16 protein-coding genes and 2 pseudogenes are annotated in these 18,789 nt (G+C 60.9%); 14 read left to right on the top strand and 4 right to left on the bottom strand.

Features of this window, described 5'->3' with window-relative positions; translation table 11 throughout:
• Window positions 1-220: 220 nt before the first annotated feature.
• The 6 genes from AC07VG_RS24505 (at window position 221) to AC07VG_RS24480 (ending at window position 8,019) form a co-directional block, all read left to right on the top strand.
• Window positions 221-1,705, top strand: coding sequence for a carbohydrate porin (locus tag AC07VG_RS24505; RefSeq protein ID WP_495002593.1), 1,485 nt, complete (start codon window positions 221-223; stop codon window positions 1,703-1,705).
• Between the two features lie 110 nt (window positions 1,706-1,815).
• Complete coding sequence (locus AC07VG_RS24500; RefSeq protein ID WP_495002594.1) at window positions 1,816-2,955, top strand: NHL repeat-containing protein; 1,140 nt, start codon at window positions 1,816-1,818, stop codon at window positions 2,953-2,955.
• Window positions 2,952-4,256 carry an iron uptake transporter deferrochelatase/peroxidase subunit gene (efeB, locus tag AC07VG_RS24495; protein WP_495002595.1) on the top strand — a complete coding sequence of 435 codons (1,305 nt, stop codon included), beginning with the start codon at window positions 2,952-2,954 and terminating at the stop codon, window positions 4,254-4,256. The genes AC07VG_RS24500 and efeB overlap by 4 nt, the downstream gene beginning before the upstream one ends.
• 77 nt (window positions 4,257-4,333) lie before the next feature.
• Complete coding sequence (locus AC07VG_RS24490; protein ID WP_495022026.1) at window positions 4,334-5,359, top strand: iron ABC transporter substrate-binding protein; 1,026 nt, start codon at window positions 4,334-4,336, stop codon at window positions 5,357-5,359.
• Window positions 5,360-6,940: an ABC transporter permease gene (locus AC07VG_RS24485; RefSeq protein WP_495002597.1), complete on the top strand. Its 1,581-nt coding sequence runs from the start codon at window positions 5,360-5,362 to the stop codon at window positions 6,938-6,940. It abuts the gene before it with no gap.
• An 8-nt stretch (window positions 6,941-6,948) separates the two neighbouring features.
• Entirely contained in the window at window positions 6,949-8,019 is a 1,071-nt protein-coding gene (locus tag AC07VG_RS24480; protein ID WP_495022025.1) for an ABC transporter ATP-binding protein, read from the top strand.
• Between the two features lie 6 nt (window positions 8,020-8,025).
• Here the strand turns inward: AC07VG_RS24480 and AC07VG_RS24475 are convergent, their stop codons facing one another.
• Window positions 8,026-8,175 (bottom strand): hypothetical protein, encoded by a 150-nt coding sequence (locus AC07VG_RS24475; protein WP_495002599.1) that lies wholly within the window; start codon window positions 8,173-8,175, stop codon window positions 8,026-8,028.
• A 73-nt stretch (window positions 8,176-8,248) separates the two neighbouring features.
• On the opposite strand from AC07VG_RS24475, the gene AC07VG_RS24470 reads away from it, so the two are divergent.
• The 7 genes and pseudogenes from AC07VG_RS24470 to AC07VG_RS24440 all read left to right on the top strand — a co-directional run bounded on the left by AC07VG_RS24470 (window position 8,249) and on the right by AC07VG_RS24440 (window position 16,213).
• On the top strand, window positions 8,249-8,956 hold the full coding sequence (locus AC07VG_RS24470) for a phosphoribosyltransferase (RefSeq protein WP_495002600.1): 708 nt from the start codon (window positions 8,249-8,251) through the stop codon (window positions 8,954-8,956).
• A 150-nt stretch (window positions 8,957-9,106) separates the two neighbouring features.
• On the top strand, window positions 9,107-11,389 hold the full coding sequence (locus AC07VG_RS24465) for a heavy metal translocating P-type ATPase (protein ID WP_495022024.1): 2,283 nt from the start codon (window positions 9,107-9,109) through the stop codon (window positions 11,387-11,389).
• A gap of 192 nt (window positions 11,390-11,581) precedes the next feature.
• On the top strand, window positions 11,582-12,565 hold the full coding sequence (locus AC07VG_RS24460; protein ID WP_495022023.1) for a universal stress protein: 984 nt from the start codon (window positions 11,582-11,584) through the stop codon (window positions 12,563-12,565).
• A 95-nt stretch (window positions 12,566-12,660) separates the two neighbouring features.
• Window positions 12,661-12,885 (top strand): annotated as a pseudogene (locus tag AC07VG_RS24455) (phosphoketolase family protein); the annotation flags it as partial.
• Window positions 12,886-12,911: 26 nt separating this feature from the next.
• Window positions 12,912-13,760: pseudogene (locus tag AC07VG_RS24450) on the top strand (phosphoketolase family protein); the annotation flags it as partial.
• Between the two features lie 50 nt (window positions 13,761-13,810).
• Entirely contained in the window at window positions 13,811-15,019 is a 1,209-nt protein-coding gene (locus AC07VG_RS24445) for an acetate/propionate family kinase (protein ID WP_495002604.1), read from the top strand.
• A gap of 228 nt (window positions 15,020-15,247) precedes the next feature.
• On the top strand, window positions 15,248-16,213 hold the full coding sequence (locus tag AC07VG_RS24440) for an isopenicillin N synthase family dioxygenase (RefSeq protein ID WP_495022022.1): 966 nt from the start codon (window positions 15,248-15,250) through the stop codon (window positions 16,211-16,213).
• Between the two features lie 12 nt (window positions 16,214-16,225).
• Here the strand turns inward: AC07VG_RS24440 and AC07VG_RS24435 are convergent, their stop codons facing one another.
• Both AC07VG_RS24435 and AC07VG_RS24430 read right to left on the bottom strand, forming a co-directional pair.
• The gene (locus AC07VG_RS24435; RefSeq protein WP_495002606.1) at window positions 16,226-16,990 is read right to left on the bottom strand and encodes a substrate-binding periplasmic protein; all 765 of its coding nucleotides are present in this window, start codon (window positions 16,988-16,990) and stop codon (window positions 16,226-16,228) included.
• Between the two features lie 101 nt (window positions 16,991-17,091).
• A complete protein-coding gene (locus AC07VG_RS24430; RefSeq protein ID WP_495002607.1) occupies window positions 17,092-17,319 on the bottom strand; it encodes a hypothetical protein in 228 nt (75 codons plus the stop codon).
• A 386-nt stretch (window positions 17,320-17,705) separates the two neighbouring features.
• Here AC07VG_RS24430 and AC07VG_RS24425 point away from each other — a divergent pair, with 386 nt between their 5' ends.
• Complete coding sequence (locus AC07VG_RS24425; protein ID WP_495002608.1) at window positions 17,706-17,987, top strand: hypothetical protein; 282 nt, start codon at window positions 17,706-17,708, stop codon at window positions 17,985-17,987.
• A 484-nt stretch (window positions 17,988-18,471) separates the two neighbouring features.
• Here the strand turns inward: AC07VG_RS24425 and AC07VG_RS24420 are convergent, their stop codons facing one another.
• Window positions 18,472-18,738, bottom strand: coding sequence for a hypothetical protein (locus tag AC07VG_RS24420; protein WP_495022021.1), 267 nt, complete (start codon window positions 18,736-18,738; stop codon window positions 18,472-18,474).
• Between the last annotated feature and the right edge of the window lie 51 nt (window positions 18,739-18,789).

The raw sequence follows: 18,789 nt of genomic DNA, 5'->3' as shown, positions 1-18,789 counted from the left end.
CACATCCACTTCCACAAAGGCCGATCCAGATCCCTCGGGCGAAGTTTCATGTTTGAAGGGCCAAGTTTCATCCGAAACAAATTGTATTAAAAAAAATGCTGGACTAGTATGCGCGCAAATTCGATATGGATTCTCATTTAGATTCTCATTTTGATCCGTATGCCGTGGCCAAACCGTATTTGCCGCGCAGCAGTAGGGTCAAGTTCTTCTGGAGTCATCGATGCGCGCACTGTCGTACCACCGATCCACACAGCGTGTTGTCCTGTCGACCGCACTGGCTTGCTCTGTTGCCTGGCTATGGGTCAATCCCGCTTGCGCGGCGACCGCGGCACCGGCCGCTAATCCGTCCGCAGCCGCTGACGACGTCAATCCCGCCGACCTGCCCGAAGCGGACCTGGCGATCAAGGCAGCCCCCGCGGGTCAGTGGACCGGCTTCCTGACACGGCAGAACATGCTTGGCGATATCGGCGGGCTGCGCTCGGGCCTTGCGGCTTATGGCGTGACCCTGGGGCTGACCGAAACCAGTGAATACCTGAACAATGCCAAGGGTGGCCTGCATCGTGGCGGGGACTACGACGGTCTCACCACCATGACGCTGAAGCTCGACACCCTCAAGCTCTTCGGCCTGGCCGGCGGCACCCTCAACATCAGTGCGGTGAACGTTCACGGGCAAAACCTCAGCGCGAACAAGCTCGGCACCCTGCAGACCGCCAGCGGCATCGAAGCGGACACCGGCACCCGTCTGTGGGAGGCCTGGTACCAGCAGAAATTCCTCGATGAGGCCCTGGACTTCCGGGTCGGCCAGCAAAGCATCGACCAGGAGTTCATGGTCAGCCAGTACGCCAGCACCTTCGTCAACACCATGTTCGGCTGGCCGGCGGTGCCGTCCTACGACATGCCGGCCGGGGGCCCGGCGTACCCGTTGTCGGCCTTGGGGATCCGTGTCCGGGTCCACCCGTCCGATGCGATTACCGTACTCGCGGGTGTCTATGACGGTAACCCGGCCGGCACCAACGACGGTGACCCGCAACGGCAAAACGCCCACGGCACCAACTTCGACCTGCACACCGGCGCGCTGTACATCGGCGAGCTGCAGTACGGCGTCAACCAGGCCTCGCTGGGCCAGACGGAGACCGCCAACGCTGGCCTGCCGGGCACCTACAAACTTGGCGCCTGGTACAACACGCAGAACTTCGCCGACCAGCGCTACGGCACCGACGGGCTGTCGCTCGCCGATCCGAACAGCAATGGCAGCGCGACCGAGCACTCAGGCAACTACAGCGTCTACGCCGTGGCCGACCAGATGATCTGGCGCCAAGCCCCGGACAGCATGCGTTCGGTGGGCGTGTTCACGCGCCTGATGGGCGCACCGGGCGATCGCAACCTGATCAGCTTCAGTGCCAACGCCGGTGTGACCCTCGCCGCGCCCTTCGAAGGCCGCGATGCCGATACGGTTAGCCTGGGGCTGGGCTACGTCAAGGTCGGCAGCCGCGCCGCGGGTCTGGATCTCGACAGTGGCAACCGCGTGCGCAATGGCGAGACCTTTGTTGAAGCGACCTACCAGTATCAGCTAACCCCCTGGCTGCAACTGCAACCGGATATTCAGTACACGCTCAATCCGGGCGCGGGCCAGAACCCGAACGATCCAACGCGGCGAATGGGCGACACGCTGGTCTGGGGCTTGCGCACCAACATCACCCTCTAGACCGGACGCTGGCCGGGAGCTCCGCGCCCGCCCAACCGCACCGATCCGCTTTGTTTGACGGTGGCCCTGCCTGACTGGGCCTGCCGACTTCGAGAAATCAGGAGTATTGCATGACGTATTCGAGCTTGCCGCGCCTGGGCCAGGGCCTTGTGGTCCTGGCCACGCTATTGACCTTCAACATCGTCCTGCCGGCACACGCCGATGACGCCCAAGGCTTTTTGCCGAACATCCACAAGCACCAGACCCTGACGTCCACGGTGCCGGACAATGGCGACCAGAATCCCTACGCCATTGCCGTGGCGCCGGTGTCCGCCGGAAAAATCCAGAAAGACGACGTGTTGGTCGACAACTTCAACAACGCGGCCAACCTGCAGGGTGTCGGCAGCACCATTGTCGATTACAACCCGAGCACCAAACAGCTGTCGCTGTTTGCCCAGTTGCCCCATGACTTGCCGCAGTGCCCGGGTGGCGTAGGCCTCAGCACCGCGATGACCATGCTCAAAAGTGGCTGGGTGATCGTCGGCAGCACCCCGAGCAATGACGGGACCACCGACACCAAGGGCGCCGGTTGCCTGGTGGTGCTCGACCCGAACGGCAAGGTCGTCGATGTCTGGTCCGGGCCGAATATCAATGACCCGTGGGGCAACATGGCGGTGATCGACAACGGTTCCAGCGCGACCTTGTTCGTCAGCAATGCCGGCTTTGCTATCGGTAGCGCCAAAGGCACGCCACCGGTGGTGATTCAGTCCACGGTACTGCGCCTGGACCTGTCCATCCCGGAAGGCAAGCCGCCGGTGATCAGCAAGCAGACCGTGGTCGGCAGCGGCTTCAGCGCCCAGGCTGACAAAGGTGTGTTCCTCGTTGGGCCGACGGGCCTGGCCATGGGCAAGGACGACAAACTGTATGTCTCCGATACGCTCGCCAACCGCATCAGCGAAATCTGGGATGCCAGCACCCGGACCACCAGTGCCGGTGTAGGCCGCACGCTGACCAAGGATGGGATGTTGCTGCGTCCCCTGGCGCTGACCACCGCCCCTAATGGTCATCTACTGACCACCAATGGCTTGAACGGCAAGGTCGTGGAGATCGACCCACAAACCGGCAAGCAACTCTTTGCTCAGTGGATCGATGCCAACAAGGCCCAGGTCCCACCTGGTAACGGCGATCTGTTCGGTCTGGTCATCACCCCCAGCGGTGACGGTTTCTACTACGTCGAAGACGACGTGAACATGTTGGTCCTGGCCAAATGAGCCGGCACGACGAAAACGCCCCTGGCCTGTCCCGGCGTCGTTTCCTCGGCGCGGCCAGCAGCCTGGCGGTTGCCGCGGGGGTGATTGGTAGCGGCGGCGTGGCCGCCGCCGAGCGCCTGGCAAAGCCGCAGGCGGCCGGGGCGCTGTCCTCGGTCGAGCCGTTCTATGGCGTGCACCAGGGCGGCATCGTCACGGCGCAGCAGAGCCACTCGCTGTTTGCCGCGTTCGACCTGGAAGCCACCGCGCGGGCGGAGGTGATCGCGCTGCTCAAGCGTTGGACCATTGCCGCCAACCGCATGAGCGGTGGCGAGACCGCACAGCCGCTGGCGCTACCCAAGGATGCCGCGCCGTTGGACGGCGGTTCGGCCGAGGGGCTCAAGCCGTCGCGCCTGACCGTGACCTTTGGCTTTGGCCCGGGATTGTTTGTCGGCAGTGATGGTAAGGACCGTTATGGCTTGGCAGCGCGGCGCCCGGAAGCGCTGGTCGATTTACCGAAATTCAACGGTGATCAACTGGTGGCCGAGAAGTGCGGTGGCGACCTGAGCATCCAGGTCTGTGCCGATGATCCGCAGGTGGCCTTCCATGCGCTGCGCGAACTGCTGGCCCTGGCGGATGGTGTGGCCCTGATCAAGTGGATGCAGTCCGGCTTTACCAGCCCACCGGCTGGCGGCGGCACCACGCGCAACCTGATGGGCTTCAAGGATGGCACCAACAATCCGTCCACGCGCGACAGCAAGATGATGGACCAGGTGGTCTGGGTCGGCGATGAAGGTGGCTGGATGAAGGCGGGCGCCTATGTCGTGGTGCGGCGCATCCGTATCGCGCTGGAGCACTGGGACAAGACGGAGCTGGGCTTTCAGGAGGAGGTGGTGGGGCGGGACAAGTCCAGCGGCGCACCGCTGGGCAAGACCCACGAGTCCGATCCGCTGGATCTTGAGGCTCAAGACAAGGACGGCAACCTGGTCATCCCGGACAATGCCCATGCGCGCCTGTCCGCCGCCGCCGAAAACGACGGCGCGCAGATCCTGCGTCGCGCCTACTCCTACAACGATGGCGTGGGGTTTTATGCCGAGCGTTGGCCGCCATGGCGCCAAGGCATGATGCTCGATGCCGGGTTGTTCTTCGTGGCTTACCAGCGCGACCCGCGCAGCGGCTTTATCAAGATCAACAAGAAACTGGCCACCCAGGACATCATGAACCAGTTCACCACCCATGTGGGCAGCGCGATCTTTGCCTGCCCACCGGGTGCCCGCGAGGGTTCGTTCATCGGTGCCGGATTGTTCGAGGGGCTCGAAGGCTAAGGGCTGTCGAGTTGGGGCGGGTCCGCTAGCGGGATGCGCCCCTTGGGCTGTAATCATCGCTGTATTGGAGTATTCGAATGTCTTTCAAGGTTTTCAACCACACGCTGCCGCGCACCTTCCAACTCGCTTGCCTGGCGGCGGCGCTGCTCGCGTCCGGACTCTCTCAGGCGGCTTCATTGACCCTGTACAGTGCGCAGCACGAGCAGACGGTCAATCAGTTGGTCAAGGATTTCGAAAAGCAGACCGGCATCTCGGTCAAGGTACGTACCGGCGAGGGCCCGGAACTGGCGGCACAACTGCTGGCTGAAGGCAGCGCCTCGCCCGCTGATCTGTACTTTACCGAGAACTCTCCCGAGCTGATGCTGCTGGAAGAGAAGGGCCTGTTGGCCCCCGTGCAGCCCGCTACCCTGGCGACTATCCCGGCGCGTTACAACTCGCCGAGCGGCGCTTGGGTTGGCGTGTTGGCCCGCGAGAACGCGCTGGCCTACAACACCAAGCTGGTCAAACCGACTGAACTGCCGGCCTCGCTGCTCGACCTGGCCGAACCAGCGTGGAAAGGCAAGGTCGCCATCGCGCCGTCGGATGCCGACTTCCTGCCGCTGGTCAGCGCCATGCTGGCACTCAAGGGCGAAGCCAGCACCTTGCAGTGGCTCAAGGGCCTGCGCAGCAACTCGCAGATTTTCAACGATGACGAAGGCGTCAGCGCCGCCGTCAACCGCGGCGGGGTTGCTGTCGGTGTGATCAATAGCTACTACTGGGCTCGCCTGCATACCGAACTGGGCGACAAAGGGACCCACAGTGCGCTCTATCACTTCACCCAGGGCGATGTCGGGGCGTTGGTCAACGTGTCGGGCGTCGCGGTGCTGAAGACCACGCGCAACCAGGAGGCGGCGAACCAGTTTGTCGCCTATCTGACCAGCGAGGGCGCGCAGCAATTGATGGCCGGCAACAAGGTGACCTACGAGTATCCGCTGCGGGCAGGCGTCGCTCCGGACCCGTTGCTGCTGCCGCTCAGCCAGCTTTCGCCACCGGCGCTGGATATGAAGACGCTGGGTGACGATAGCCATGCGGTCAAGTTGCTGCGTCAGGCCGGCTTGCTGTAAATGGCCAATCCGAGCATCGCGGTCAAGTCCGCGCGGCGCACGCCGTTCGGACTTTTGCTAGTCTGTGTCGCGGTGGCGCTGCTGGTGCTGGCGCCGCTGGCCTTCACGCTCAAGCAGGCCGCGAGCTTTAGCTACGATGATGCGGTTGAGTTGCTGTTCCGGCCAATTGTCGGGGAACTGGCGGGCAATACCCTGCTGATCGTCGGGGCGGCGACGTTCGCCTCGGCCCTGATCGGTACGGCGCTGGCCTGGTTCGTCGAACGCACCGATCTGCCGGGCCGAGGTGTCTGGGCCGTGCTCGCGGTGGTGCCGCTGGCCATGCCACCCTTTATCACCAGCTATGCGTGGGTCTCCTTGAGCCTGTCGTTGCAGGATTTCTCCGGTGCCTTACTGGTGGTCACCACCGCCTACTTTCCACTGGTTTACCTGCCGGTCTCCGCCGCACTCAGGGGCATGGACCCGGCACTGGAGGAAACCGCCCGGTCCCTCGGGCTCGGACCGTGGCGCTGCTTCTATCGTGTGGTGCTGCCACAGCTCAAACCGGCATTGCTGGGCGGGGTACTGTTGGTTGCCCTCAGTGTCCTGTCCGAGTTTGGCGCGTTCGCACTGTTGCGTTTCCGTACCTTTACCACCGAGATCTACGCCGAATATCGTGCCAGCTTCAACGGTGCCGGTGCGGCCTTGCTGGCCAGCGTGCTGGTGTTGCTGTGCCTGATCTGCCTGGTGGCGGAGTTCAAGGTGCGCGGTCTCAGCCGTTATGACCGGCTCGACCGTGGCACACGTCGATCGGCCACTCGCTACGAGCTGGGCCGGGCGAAATGGCTGGTATGGGCCGGGTTTGCCGGTTTGACCGCGACCACCCTGGGCGTTCCCCTGGGCATGATCGGCTACTGGCTGCTGCAGCACAGTGAGGCCGCCGTGACGCCGGTCGAATTCTCCGCCGAGCAATTGATCAGCACGACCTGTGCCTCCTTGGGCTTTGGCCTGGCCGGGGCGCTGCTGACCACGTTGCTCGCGTTGCCGCTGGGCTTTTTGTTGGCGCGTTTTCCAAACCGTATCAGTACCTTGCTGGAGCGTATCGCGTATCTGGGGCAGGGCGTCCCGGGCATCGTCATCGCCCTGGCGGTGATTTCGATCTCGATTCGCTTCATCCAGCCGCTTTACCAGAGTGCGGCGTTGCTGATCCTGACCTATGCGATCCTGTTTCTGCCGCTGGCCCTGGTCGGTGTGCATGCAACCCTGGTGCAGATCGAACCACGCCTTGAAGACACTGCCCGTTCGCTGGGCCTGCGTTGGTGGCAAACAGCATGGCGGGTGATTCTGCCGCTGGCCGGACCGGGGATCGGCGCGGCGGCCTCGATGGTGTTTATCAGCATCGTCACGGAACTGACCGCCACCTTGTTGCTGTCGCCCATCGGCACCCACACGCTGGCCACCCAGGTCTGGGTCGATACCTCGGCGCTGGCGTTTGCCGCCGCCGCGCCGTATGCCGCCATGCTGGTCGGTATTTCACTGTTTTCCACCTGGCTGCTGATGTCGTTGTTCGGCAAATCGGCAGTGCTGGGTAGCTTCCAATCATAGGGATCGACATGGCTGATGTAGAAGTTCGCGGCCTGCGCAAGACGTTTGGCAACGCTCCGGTATTGCGTGGCGTCGATTTGTCGGTGGCGTCCGGTAGCCTGGTGGCGATTCTTGGCCCGTCCGGCAGCGGCAAGACCACCTTGTTGCGCCTGCTCTGTGGTTTCGAGCGCGGGGACGGGGGGACGATTCAGATCAATGGCCTGCGGGTCAGCGGCCCCGGCGTCTTTGTGCCCTCGGAGAAACGTCATATCGGTTATGTGCCGCAGGAAGGCGCGCTGTTTCCACACCTGTCGGTGGCTGAGAACATCGTCTTTGGCCTGTCGCGGCAGCTGCGCAAGACCCGCCATCGGGTGGCCGAGTTACTCGAACTGGTCGGTTTGCCCGGCGACTTCGCCAATCGCTCGCCGCATTCATTGTCCGGCGGGCAGCAGCAGCGAGTCGCGCTGGCCCGGGCGCTCGCGCCAGCGCCGGCACTGGTCCTGCTCGATGAGCCGTTTTCCTCGCTGGACGCCGCTTTGCGTGTGGAAACCCGGCAAGCGGTGGCACAGGCCTTGTCGGCCGCCGGCGCCACGGCCTTGCTGGTCACTCACGATCAGTCCGAAGCCTTGTCGATGGGCAGCCAGGTCGCGGTGTTATGGCAGGGCGAGCTGGTACAGGTGGCAAGCCCCGAGCAGTTGTACCGGATGCCGGTGAGTCCTGAACTGGCGCGTTTTGTCGGTGATGCCATGCTCTTGCCGGGTATCGTCAATGGCGCTGGTGTCGTGTGTGCCCTCGGCTCTTTGCGGCTGATGGCGGCGATGCCCGACGGGCCGGTGCAGGTGCTGCTGCGGCCTGAGCAGATCAGGCTTGCAGCGCTACATGACGGCCTGCGCAGCGGCGCTGCTCAGGCGCGGGGCAGGGTGCTGAAAGTGGACTACTACGGACACGATGCCTGTGTGCACCTGAATCTCTCGGATGATGCGGCCGTATCGACAACGCTGATTGCGCGTTTGCCCGGCCATTTATGCCCGCGGCCGGGCGATGAAGTGGCCATCAGCGTCGAGGGGGAGGTGCCGGCCTATGGGGTTTTTCGTGATTGATATGGATCAAGCAAACTCGCCACCGGACGTATCGGCACCGCCGTTGGGGTTGTTTGCCGGATTCATGTTGGCCAGTGTGTTGCGCAGTTTTATGATGAGTTCCAGGGCACTGTCCGCGAGGCTGCGCGACGTAGTGTCTATATTGATATAAGTCAACGTTGCCCCCATCGTTTCATAGAAGCTCAAAGGACACAGTTGTTCAGGCGCGATCGCCTGAGGAGGTTTTCCAGTGACCCAGAGTCTCTCCTCGCAAACCCTCTTGCCCGACCGGGCTGCCGCCGGTCGCAGCCTGGTGGAACCCTTGCTCAAATACGCTCGGCGGCCCGAGGTCATTGTCCTCGCTTTGCCCCGTGGCGGTGTTCCGGTTGCCTATGAAGTGGCCACCGCCCTGGACTTGCCCCTGGACCTGATACTGGTGCGCAAGCTGGGGGTTCCGGCACACCCTGAGTTCGCCATGGGCGCCATTGCCGGTGACGGCATACGGATTCTCAATGAAGACACCCTGCGGGCTCACCCGATTGCCCCGGCCACGCTAGAGGCGGTAGTCGCCCGGGAAACGTGGGAGTTGTCGCGTCGTGAGCAGGTTTACCGGGCATCGCGTGCGCCTGTGTCGCTCAAGGATCAGGTGGTGATTCTGATCGACGACGGCCTGGCGACTGGTGCCTCGATGAGGGCGGCGATAGCGGCGGTGCGCTTGCAGGCGCCGGCTCGCATCGTCGTCGCCGTGCCGGTTGCACCGCTTGAAACGGTGGAGGCGCTGCGCTGCGAGGTGAATGAGGTGATATGCCCGCTTGTCCCCGATTGGCTCATGTCAATCGGCTATTGGTACAACGATTTTTCCCAGACCTCGGATGAGCAGGTCATCGATCTGTTGCAACGGGCCTGGCGACGCGAATCGGCGCCTGACACAAACACCGAGGAGCCTTCCGATACTTGAGCCCCAGTCTCGAAAGCTGGACCTGATGGATGTCGAATGTTCAGCCGACTTGCTTCTACCAATGAATGCAATCGGTCTGGTGGTCTTCGTTCATGGCAGTGGCGGCGGTGGGTGTTGGGGGATAAGTGATTATTTGAGGGGGTCACTTCGATGCCAGGCAAGTGGCTGGACCCGTTGCTGTTGCTGATCACCGCCCTGACACTGCTGGGCGGGGCGGTCGCGCATTTCGCTCATGAGTCCAACTGGGCGTCGATGTGCTGGGCCGCGGGCAGCCTGTTGATGGTCCTGATATTGCTGTTCGAGATCGCCAGACGCCTGGCTCGGCGCGAGGTGGGCGTCGATCTTATTGCGCTGCTGTCGATTGCCGCCGCCCTGGCCTTTCAGCAGATGCTGGTGGCGGCGGTGATTGCCTTGATGCTGGCCAGCGGACGCACCCTGGAGTTCTTTACCAAGCAACGCGCCGAACGCGAATTGCGTGCGCTCGTCGACCGGGCGCCACGTTTTGCCTGGCTGCAGGAACAGGATGACTTGCGCAAAGTCCCCGTCGAGCAGGTCCAGACGCACCAGACATTGCTGGTACGCCTGGGCGAGGTGGTTCCGGTCGACGGTCGCCTGTTGAGTGCCGTGGCCATTCTCGACGAGTCGGCGCTCAGCGGCGAGTCGTTGCCGGTTACCCGCCGGGAAGGCGAGCTGGTGCTCAGCGGCGTATCCAATGTCGGTGCCCCGTTTCTGTTAATGGCCACGCGAACGGCCGCACAGAGCACCTACTCCGGGGTCGTGCGGTTGGCCGAGGCCGCACGGCGCTCGCGCGCACCCTACGTGCGCCTGGCCGACCGCTATGCCTTGCTCTTCATTCCTCTGACGTTGCTGGTTGCCACAATAGCCTGGCAAATAAGCGGAGATCCGTTGCGAGCCCTGGCGGTCCTGGTGGTGGCCACACCTTGTCCTTTGATTCTGGCGGTGCCGATTGCCATCATGTCAGGCATATCGAGGGCGGCGCGGCGCGGGATCCTGATCAAGGACGGGGCGACCCTGGAAGCGCTGGCCGGGGTCAAGCAGGTGTTTCTCGACAAGACCGGCACGCTGACTAGCGGTCATGCCCGGCTGCAGTCGATCGAAGTTAACGGTCCGCTCGATCCGCAGCGTTTGCTGGGCCTGGCCGCGTCGCTGGCGCAGGCCTCGACGCATCCCATCTGCCAGGCCATTGTCGAAGCGGCGCAGCAGCGCCAACTGCCACTCAGCGCCCCGCAGGAAGTAGAAGAAAGCCCGGGGGCGGGTCTTTGTGGACGGGTCGACAGCCAGCGGGTGCGCTTCGGTACATTGTCTTTTGCCCATGCGAAAGTCCCCATGGCTGACTGGGCCGCCGCCATGCTGCGCCACATGGATTACCTGGCGTGCAGTGGAAGCTTCATCGAGGTGGATGGGGCACTCGCCGGGCTGCTGGTGTTTTCCGACAACCTGCGTCGGGAAACCCCGCAAACGCTGCGTCGATTGCGTGGCAGGGGCATCGAGCGGATCGTCATGCTCACCGGGGACCGCCTGGAAACCGCCGAGATGATTGCCTTGTCAGCCGGAATCGACGAGTTGCATGCCGGCTTGGCCCCCGAGGACAAGGTACGTGCCGTACAGGAGGGCTGCCGGCGTGCCAGTACGCTGATGGTCGGCGATGGTATTAACGATGCCCCGGCCCTGGCGGCGGCCGACGTTGGCGTGGCGATGGGTGCGGCCGGCGCTACTGCCTCCGCGCAAGCCGCCGGTGTCGTGTTGCTGGTGGATCGCCTGGACCGACTGGTCGAGGCGCTGGATATTGCCCGGCGGACCCGCCAGATAGCCCGCCGGGGTGTACAGGTCGGCATGGGCCTGTCATTGCTGGCGATGGCCATCGCGGCCTTCGGCTATCTGCCGCCGCTTGCCGGCGCCATTGTGCAAGAGGGCATCGACGTGCTGATCATCATCAATGCCTTGCGTGCATTGGCGGCGTCGTGGGGGTTCCGCCAACGAAAGCTTGCCGCGGCACATATCGATCACCTCCAGGACGTACACACGCAACTGGCCACTGTGCTGAGCGACCTGCATCAACTGGCCGGCGACTTTGCCCAGCGCCCGCTTGAGCAAGCTCGGAGCGATTTACTGACGTTGGTGGAAAAACTGCAAGTCACTCTGGCGCGACATGAACGGGAAGATGAAAACACCCTGTATCCGCTGTTGACCCGAAGCCTGCGGGGCGAGGACCCTTTGTCGGCCATGAGTCACGTACACCGCGAGATTTTCCGCCTTATCCATTTGCTGGCGCGGATGAGCCTCGATTTCAGTGCCGCTCATGCAACGGTTTGCGCTGATGAGATTCAGCATCAGTTGATTCGCCTGGATACCCTCGTGCGTTTGCATTTTGATCAGGAGGAAGAACTGTTCCGTTATCTTGACAGTCGATAACAGTCCGGGCCGGCGGCGCACCGCCGATCTTGAGTGATGGATTCTGCTCTGTACGGTGCTCAACAACAGCGTGCTTGTTGAGGGAGATCAAATTCGCCCGCTGCTTTGGGTCCACGATGAGAGCAGGCCATGACGCAGCACGGGCGTACATGGGTCATTCAACGGCAGGGCTGCCAAATGCCGAGGTGGGTCATGATCCGATCATTGCGCTTACTGCTTATCGCGCCTTCCCAGCCGGTGCACAGCCCCGCGTTGGAATATGCGGGGGGGCTGGCGCAGACGCTCAACGCGGCCTTGCATCTGGTTGCTTTCGTCCACGCAGCGGAACTTGATGTGGTCAGGCACGGCAGTTCGGTCAATCTGGACAAAGCCCGCAACGGCATGATGGATGTTTATCGGCTGTGGTTGAACAACGAAACGGTATCGTTGCGCGAAAAAGGAATTGAAGTGCAGCACGAGGTTATTTGGGGCAAACCAACCGCTTTCGAACTGGCGACCTACGCGCGGCAGATGAACGCTGATCTGATTATCAAGGACTTGCATGAAGGCGCTCATTTAAAGCGTCCGGTGCTGTCGTCGCTCGATTGGGACTTGTTATGTGCCAGTCCGACTTCGGTACTCTATATCAAGCAAGCACCAGCCCCGCGCCTGCGCAAGTTCCTGATTGCCGTGGATATTGAACTGGAGGGCGAGGGGCGCGCCACTGAAAATGACCAAGTCATCCGTATGGCCCGGCAATTGGCGGATGCCCGTCATGCTTTGTTGCATCTGATTACGGTCTACAACTGCGATGCCGTGGGCTGCAAGCGCATTACGGCAGCCTTCTCAAGTGGTGGGTTGCCGAGTTATGAGGCCCGCAGGAACGTATTCGATGCATTGGCGACTGAGCATGGGTTCGCCAAGGACCATCGGCATTTCCTGGTGGGAGCACCGGCCAACGTCATTCGTGGTTATGTCCAGCGCAATGCTTATGATCTTCTGATCATTGGCTCGGCCAATCACCATCTTCTCAGTTCGACCATCGGAAGCACCGCTGAGGGTATTCTCGATAATCCCGTCTGCAATGTGCTAGCACTCAAACTGCCTCCCGCGGCCTCGAATACGTATGAGCAGGTGCAAGAGGGGGCGCAAGCCGATAGGGCGCATCAATTGCAACCGGAATTGATGGCTCGGTAACGGGCCAGGAAGCCGGTCGGCTTGATGTAGATCAAGCCGGAAAGTGTTCCGGCTCCGATAGTAAAAGCCCGTGCGCGTACCAATCGGAGTTTTTCATGAGTGACTTTCTGAACAATGATCAATTGGAAGGTCTCGATGCCTACTGGCGGGCTTCCAACTATCTGGCCGTTGGGCAGATTTACCTCAAGGATAATCCGCTGTTGCGCAGACCCCTGGTGCTGACCGATGTAAAACCTCGGTTGCTGGGGCACTGGGGGACCAGCCCTGGCTTGAATCTGATCTACGTGCACCTTAACTACCTGATCAAGACTCATGACCTGAACCTGCTCTTTGTCACCGGCCCGGGCCACGGCGCAAACCCATTGCTTCGCTCAATCTTTTGCTGTCTTCCCATGTCTGGCAGCAAGACCATAATGGTTTTTCCCATCAGGACCCTGGATTCATCGATCTGGTGGCCAACAAGAAAGCCGAGGTGGTGCGCATTTACCTGCCGCCTGATGCCAACTGCCTGTTGTCGGTGACGGATCACTGCCTGCGCAGTCGCAACTACATCAACGTCATCGTCGCGGGTAAACAACCGGCCTGGCAGTGGCTGGATATCGAATCTGCCATCAACCATTGCCTGCGTGGCATTGGTCGCTGGGCGTGGGCCAGTCATGACGATGAGGTCCCGGACGTGGTGCTGGCCTGCGCCGGTGATGTTCCGACCCTGGAAACCCTGGCGGCGGTGACCTTGTTGCGTGATTACGTAGCGGATCTGAAGGTCCGGGTTGTCAATGTGGTTGACCTGATGGTGATCCAACCCGATAGCGAGCACCCCCACGGTCTATCGGAGGGGGCTTTCGAGGAACTTTTTCCCCGCGATATACCGGTTATCTTTGCCTTCCACGGCTATCCATCGTTGATCCACCGGCTCTTGCACGGTCGCGGACAGCAGGAGCGTTTTCATGTCCGGGGTTTCAAGGAGGAGGGGGCCACCACGACGCCCTTTGACCTGACGGTGATCAACCAGCTGGATCGTTACCAACTGGCCCTGGATGTGATTGAGCGTGTCCCGCGCCTGCAGCCGCAGGTCGAGACCGCGCGTGCACGTTATTGGGCCTCTCGGGAAAGGCATGCCCTGTACCTGATCGAGCATGGCCAGGACTTGCCGGAAGTGGCGCAATGGCAATGGACGCCGGCCTCCGAAAACTGAGCGGACGGCACTGGCCACTAACGGGTGCGGCAAAACAGGAGTGCGCCACGATGGATGATCCTTGCCCTGCGTTGTTGGTATTTAACGCGGGTTCTTCGACGCTCAAATTTTCCCTTTATGACGCGAGCGCGTCAGCGCCCCACTGTCTGGGGCATGGCAGTGTCGAGGTGCGCGAACACAAGGCGAGCCTGAGTTATCAGGACACCCGGCTCAAGGCAGGACGGCAGGCGCACTGGTCGAGTGCCGGTGACGGCATGGACGCTGCCACCTTGAGCCATCTGATGGGCTGGATCGACAGCAACACCCGGTGGCGTGTCCGCGCCGCGGCGCATCGCGTGGTCCATGGCGGCCAGCGGCGCGAGGTGGCGGCGCTGGTCGATGCGTCGTTGATCCGCGAGATGCAGGCGCTGACGCCGATGGCGCCGTTGCACCAGCCATTGTGCCTGGCGCCCATGCTCCACTTGGCCCGTGAGTATCCCGGTATGCCCCAGGTGGCCTGTTTCGACACTGCGTTTCACCACACGCTCGATTCGCTGGAAACCCTTTACGGACTGCCCAAGGCCCTGAGTGAGGCGGGCATGCGCCGTTACGGCTTCCACGGCTTGTCCTATGAGTATATTGCCGGTGTTTTGCCCGATTACGACCGCGATGCGGCACAAGGGCGGACGATCGTCGCTCACCTCGGTAACGGCGCCAGTTTGTGTGCGCTGCATAACCGGATCAGTCGCGCTACCACCATGGGCTTCTCCACGCTGGACGGATTGCTTATGGGCAGTCGACCGGGAAGCCTGGATCCCGGGATCGTGCTGTACCTGCTGCGTGAGCGGGGCATGAGCGTGCAGGCAGTCGAACACCTGCTGTATCACGAGTGTGGCTTGCTGGGTGTCTCTGGCGGCGAGGCCAGTGATATGCGCACGCTGCTGACCAGTCGTTCGGACGCCGCCAAACAGGCCATAGCGTTGTTTGTACGCCGCGTCGTCAAGGAAATCGGCGCGCTGGCCGCGGTGCTCGGTGGCATTGAGGCGCTGGTGTTCACCGGGGGCATCGGAGAACATGCGCATGAGGTGCGCTATGGGATTCTTGAGGGGTGTGCCTGGTTGGGCGTAGCTCGGAAAAGCGCAGGCAGGCAGACACCTGATCGGGCAGCGTCTGCCTGTCTGTCCCTGCCCGGGAGCAAAGTATCGGCATGGGTCATCGCCACCGACGAGAACGCTGTCATCGCCCGACACAGCCTGGCCTTGCTGTCTCAGAGGGTGTAACCAAAAGCCGCACCTGATACGTGCTCATTGCACGCTGTTGGGGCGTATGGAAATCAATGATCGTGGAGAAATCAACCCCCGTCAGCGCTATCGAACAGCGGATAGGCGCTTTGGCATGCGGTGCAGCGGTGGTGGGCGAGAGGGGCGGCACGGTAAATGCTTATGGCTGTATATACAGCTGCGTAATAAGTGCGTCATGTCATCTCAACCACAACCTCAGGAGTGACTATGTCTACCCGTATCCGCCTGCCTCTGATCGATATGTCCGGGGTTCGCGAAGGTGACCAGGCGAGTATTCGCCGAGCCGCCGACGCCATCCGCACCGCCTGTTGCGATATCGGCTTCTTCTACATCATCAATCACGGTGTACCACAGCCGGTGATCGACCGGGCGATGTCGGCCGCCGCGGAGTTCTTTGCCTATCCGACCGAGGTCAAGCGTGAGGCGGCCGTCAATAAACGTCATCGTGGCTGGCACGCGCTGGGCGGCGCGACCATGTACGAAGCCAGCAAACCCGATCACAAGGAGTTTTTCAGTATCGGTCTTGAGCTGGCCGAAGAGGACCCCAGCGTACTCGCTGGCGAGGCACTGCGCGGCCCGAACCAGTGGCCGACGTTCATGCCGTCGTTGCGCGAGGTCTTGGCTGAGTACTATGAGGAGGTCGGCAAGGCCGGGACAGACTTGTTGAGGGTGGTGGCGACCGGGTTGGGCATTGACGAAGATTTTTTCATCGACAAATACACCAAGCCTTTGCAACGCACCCAAATGGTCTATTACCCGCCGCAACCACCCCAGGCTGAAGCCGATCAATTCGGCGTTGCGCCGCACACCGATTACGGCTGTATCACCTTGCTCTATCAGGACAACAGCGGCGGTTTGCAGGTCCGTGAGCTGGGCTCCAACAGCTGGATCGATGCGACGCCGATTCCGGGCAGCCTGGTGGTGAACGTCGGGGATCTGCTGGCGCGCTGGTCCAACAATCGTTTTCGCTCGACCCTGCATCGGGTGATCAATACCTCAGGTCACGAGCGTTACTCCATCGCGACCTTCTACGATCCGACCTATGGGGCCATGGTCGATCCCTGCGAGCTGGGCATCGATTCGGCGCTGAGCCTGTATCCGCCGGTAGCAGCGGGGGACTACATACTCAAGAGAATCGACGACTCGATGGCGTATCGCAAGAAGGTTCAGTGAGTTCAAGGCGCACTATTGCGACAAATAACTCTTTTGTATTCGCGCCAGAGTCCCGTCAAGGCGAAGCGCTTCCAGCGCATCGCGCAAACCTTGCACCCGTTCGGCGGAGCATTGTTTCGAGCAGGCGAGATAGAGGTCGATGCTGCTCATGACGGGACTCATGAGCAGTTTGCGTCGAGACACTTTCGGCCAAATGTATTGGCTCTCGGGCACACCGTTGAACCAGGCATCGATACGACCTTTCAAGAGCATTTGCGCGGGGTTTTCCCCGATGGTCAACGTGTGGATCTGCTCGTTGCTGAAGCCTTGCGTGCGCAGGATTTCCTCTTGCGCGCTGCCCAGGCCTACGCCGATCACACGGTAAATTTTCCTGGCTTCCGCGAAGCTGCTCACTCGGTGTTCAAGGCTGAAAAAAGCGCGGTCCATGGTCATGACCGGGGCGATCCAGGTGAAGTGATCTTCACGTTCTGGAGTGCGTGACAGGGGGGCGATCAAGAGATCCTGATTTTCACTGACGTATTTTTGCGACCTGGCCCAGGGAAGCGTCTGTATATGGGCGACATAACCGGCGTTAGCGATGGCCAGCAGGGCCACGTCACCGACGATGCCGTGGCCTTTGGCATCATCGACCAGGGTCAGTGGGGGCGCATCGAGGATAAAAAAATCAATCGGCAAGGGCGCGCCATACGCGTTACAGGCCAGCAGCAGGCACACCAGCAGACACAGTCTGCAAAGCGCCTGGGTACGACTATCGACTGCGCGTCTGATCTGGCTCATGACCTGATATCTCAAGCACGGCTGGCAGCTCCCGGAAACGCCCGGAGAAATCATGGCGACCGCTGAGATAGCGTAGCGCGGATTTGCGATGAAGCACTTGGCTAAAAATGTTCCGCAGCTTTACATCCCGCCAGGAAAGCCTTTCCCATCGTTGTCATTTGGACATCGCTGTATACCAGCTGCGGATGGCTGACGTCGGCCAGCGCTTGCGCATAATTGAAGCTGATCAACCGTTCCAGCGTATCGACTTCGGCAGGGGCCTTGACCTCATTTTTGCCCAGGGCGATTTCATTCAGAAGCCTGCAGAAGGCGGTGTCTTGTTTGTTCACGATCAAACCTCTTTCCGGGGTTGTTCCAGCTGACCAGGGCCGCGCCTGCAACGCCTTGGCGCGTCGTCACAGTTATCAATATAGCTTGCCGCACGTCCAATTCGACCGCCAGGCGCGAGGGCAGGGGACGGGTGAGATCTCGTCTATCACGCGGGTCATGGGAAAATAAAACGGTTCCCCTTGTTTTCCCTTGGCTAGATGAGCCGGCAAAGTCGAACTCACCAGCATCCCGCCGCGGTAGCGGATATCAGCGACCTAATGGTCCTGTCAAATGACCTGGAAATGGATCTACTAATGGAGCCATTTAGCTCGTAGGATTTTCATGCATCTTGAACAGCTGAAGACAGTTGTTAGATCCATTTAATAAGACCGGGAGAGCTTCCTTAATGGGAGCGCTGATAATCATGATCTTTAGAAAACATTATTCAATCGCCTGGCAATTGGCAGCCATCATCATGTCGGCAGCGACCTTATCCGGCTGCCAAGCACCGACGCGAGAAGACTTTATCAAGTACCCGACTTTACGGAAAAAATGGTCAATGATTTGTGATGCGCGCAGTAACGCAGCTGAAGTCAACGTGGAAGGCTGCAAAAATTTGCATGAATGGCAAGCGGCCAATCAAGCACCGGTGTTGGATAATTTAATGAACCAAAACATGGGCAAGTAAGCGACGTATGCCGGTGGCGGTGAAAGCGGCTCGGCTCAGAGCGCGGAACCGTCACAGACCGTCATCGTGCTGTAGAGGCCTGGGTACCGTAACGTAGCGTAATTGTGTGAGGCCAACGCCGACAAGCCTGAATTAGATACTTCGCATAATTTCCATGACGTTATGGTAGATAAGCCGTTGTTTTACAACGAATCCGACGCCGGGATAATCGAAGCTCCCGGCGAGGATTTAGCCATAACGTCCATTATGCGATGCTCCCTTGTCCTCGATCGCGTGCCAGGCTCTCCAGTCCCCCGCAAAACTCCCCTCGCGCATTGTTCAACCCAAGCTTTTAGTGCGCGGTCTTTCGCGTAGCCAGCTCGGTCCCATAGCGTATAGCTCCTTGTTAGGACTGGTCCCGGTAGGTCCAATTTTTTAGCACCGCGGGGTAGACCTTTGGTCGGAGGGGCTTTGCCCCTCTTCGGAGCGAAGGCGGAGACGCTTTTCAGTTTCCTGCAGCACCGACTTTTGAGCGTTCTTCACTGGCTTTTACGAAGCAGGCGCCTGTGACTTTTTTGCCCACCTCTTGGTTTATCGCTATCACCTTGATCCCGATCAGCTCACATTGAGCCTCTGAGGCAGCTTCAAACGCCTCTGTCTGCTTTCCCTCGAGCATCACGATGAAAAACCATTTTGCGAGCATCTCGCCTCCTGCGATTTCGAGGGCATCGGGGTGGGGGTGCTGTAACACCGGCACCAGGGTCAAATTCACGTCGGCTCCAACATTATCAATGAGTCTGTTATACCTTCGGAGGCCTGCAGA

Source organism: Pseudomonas sp. GW821-FHT03C07, from assembly GCF_059420925.1.
The sequence above is the reverse complement of the archived record's forward strand: the minus strand, read 5'-3'. Positions and strand labels throughout refer to the sequence as shown.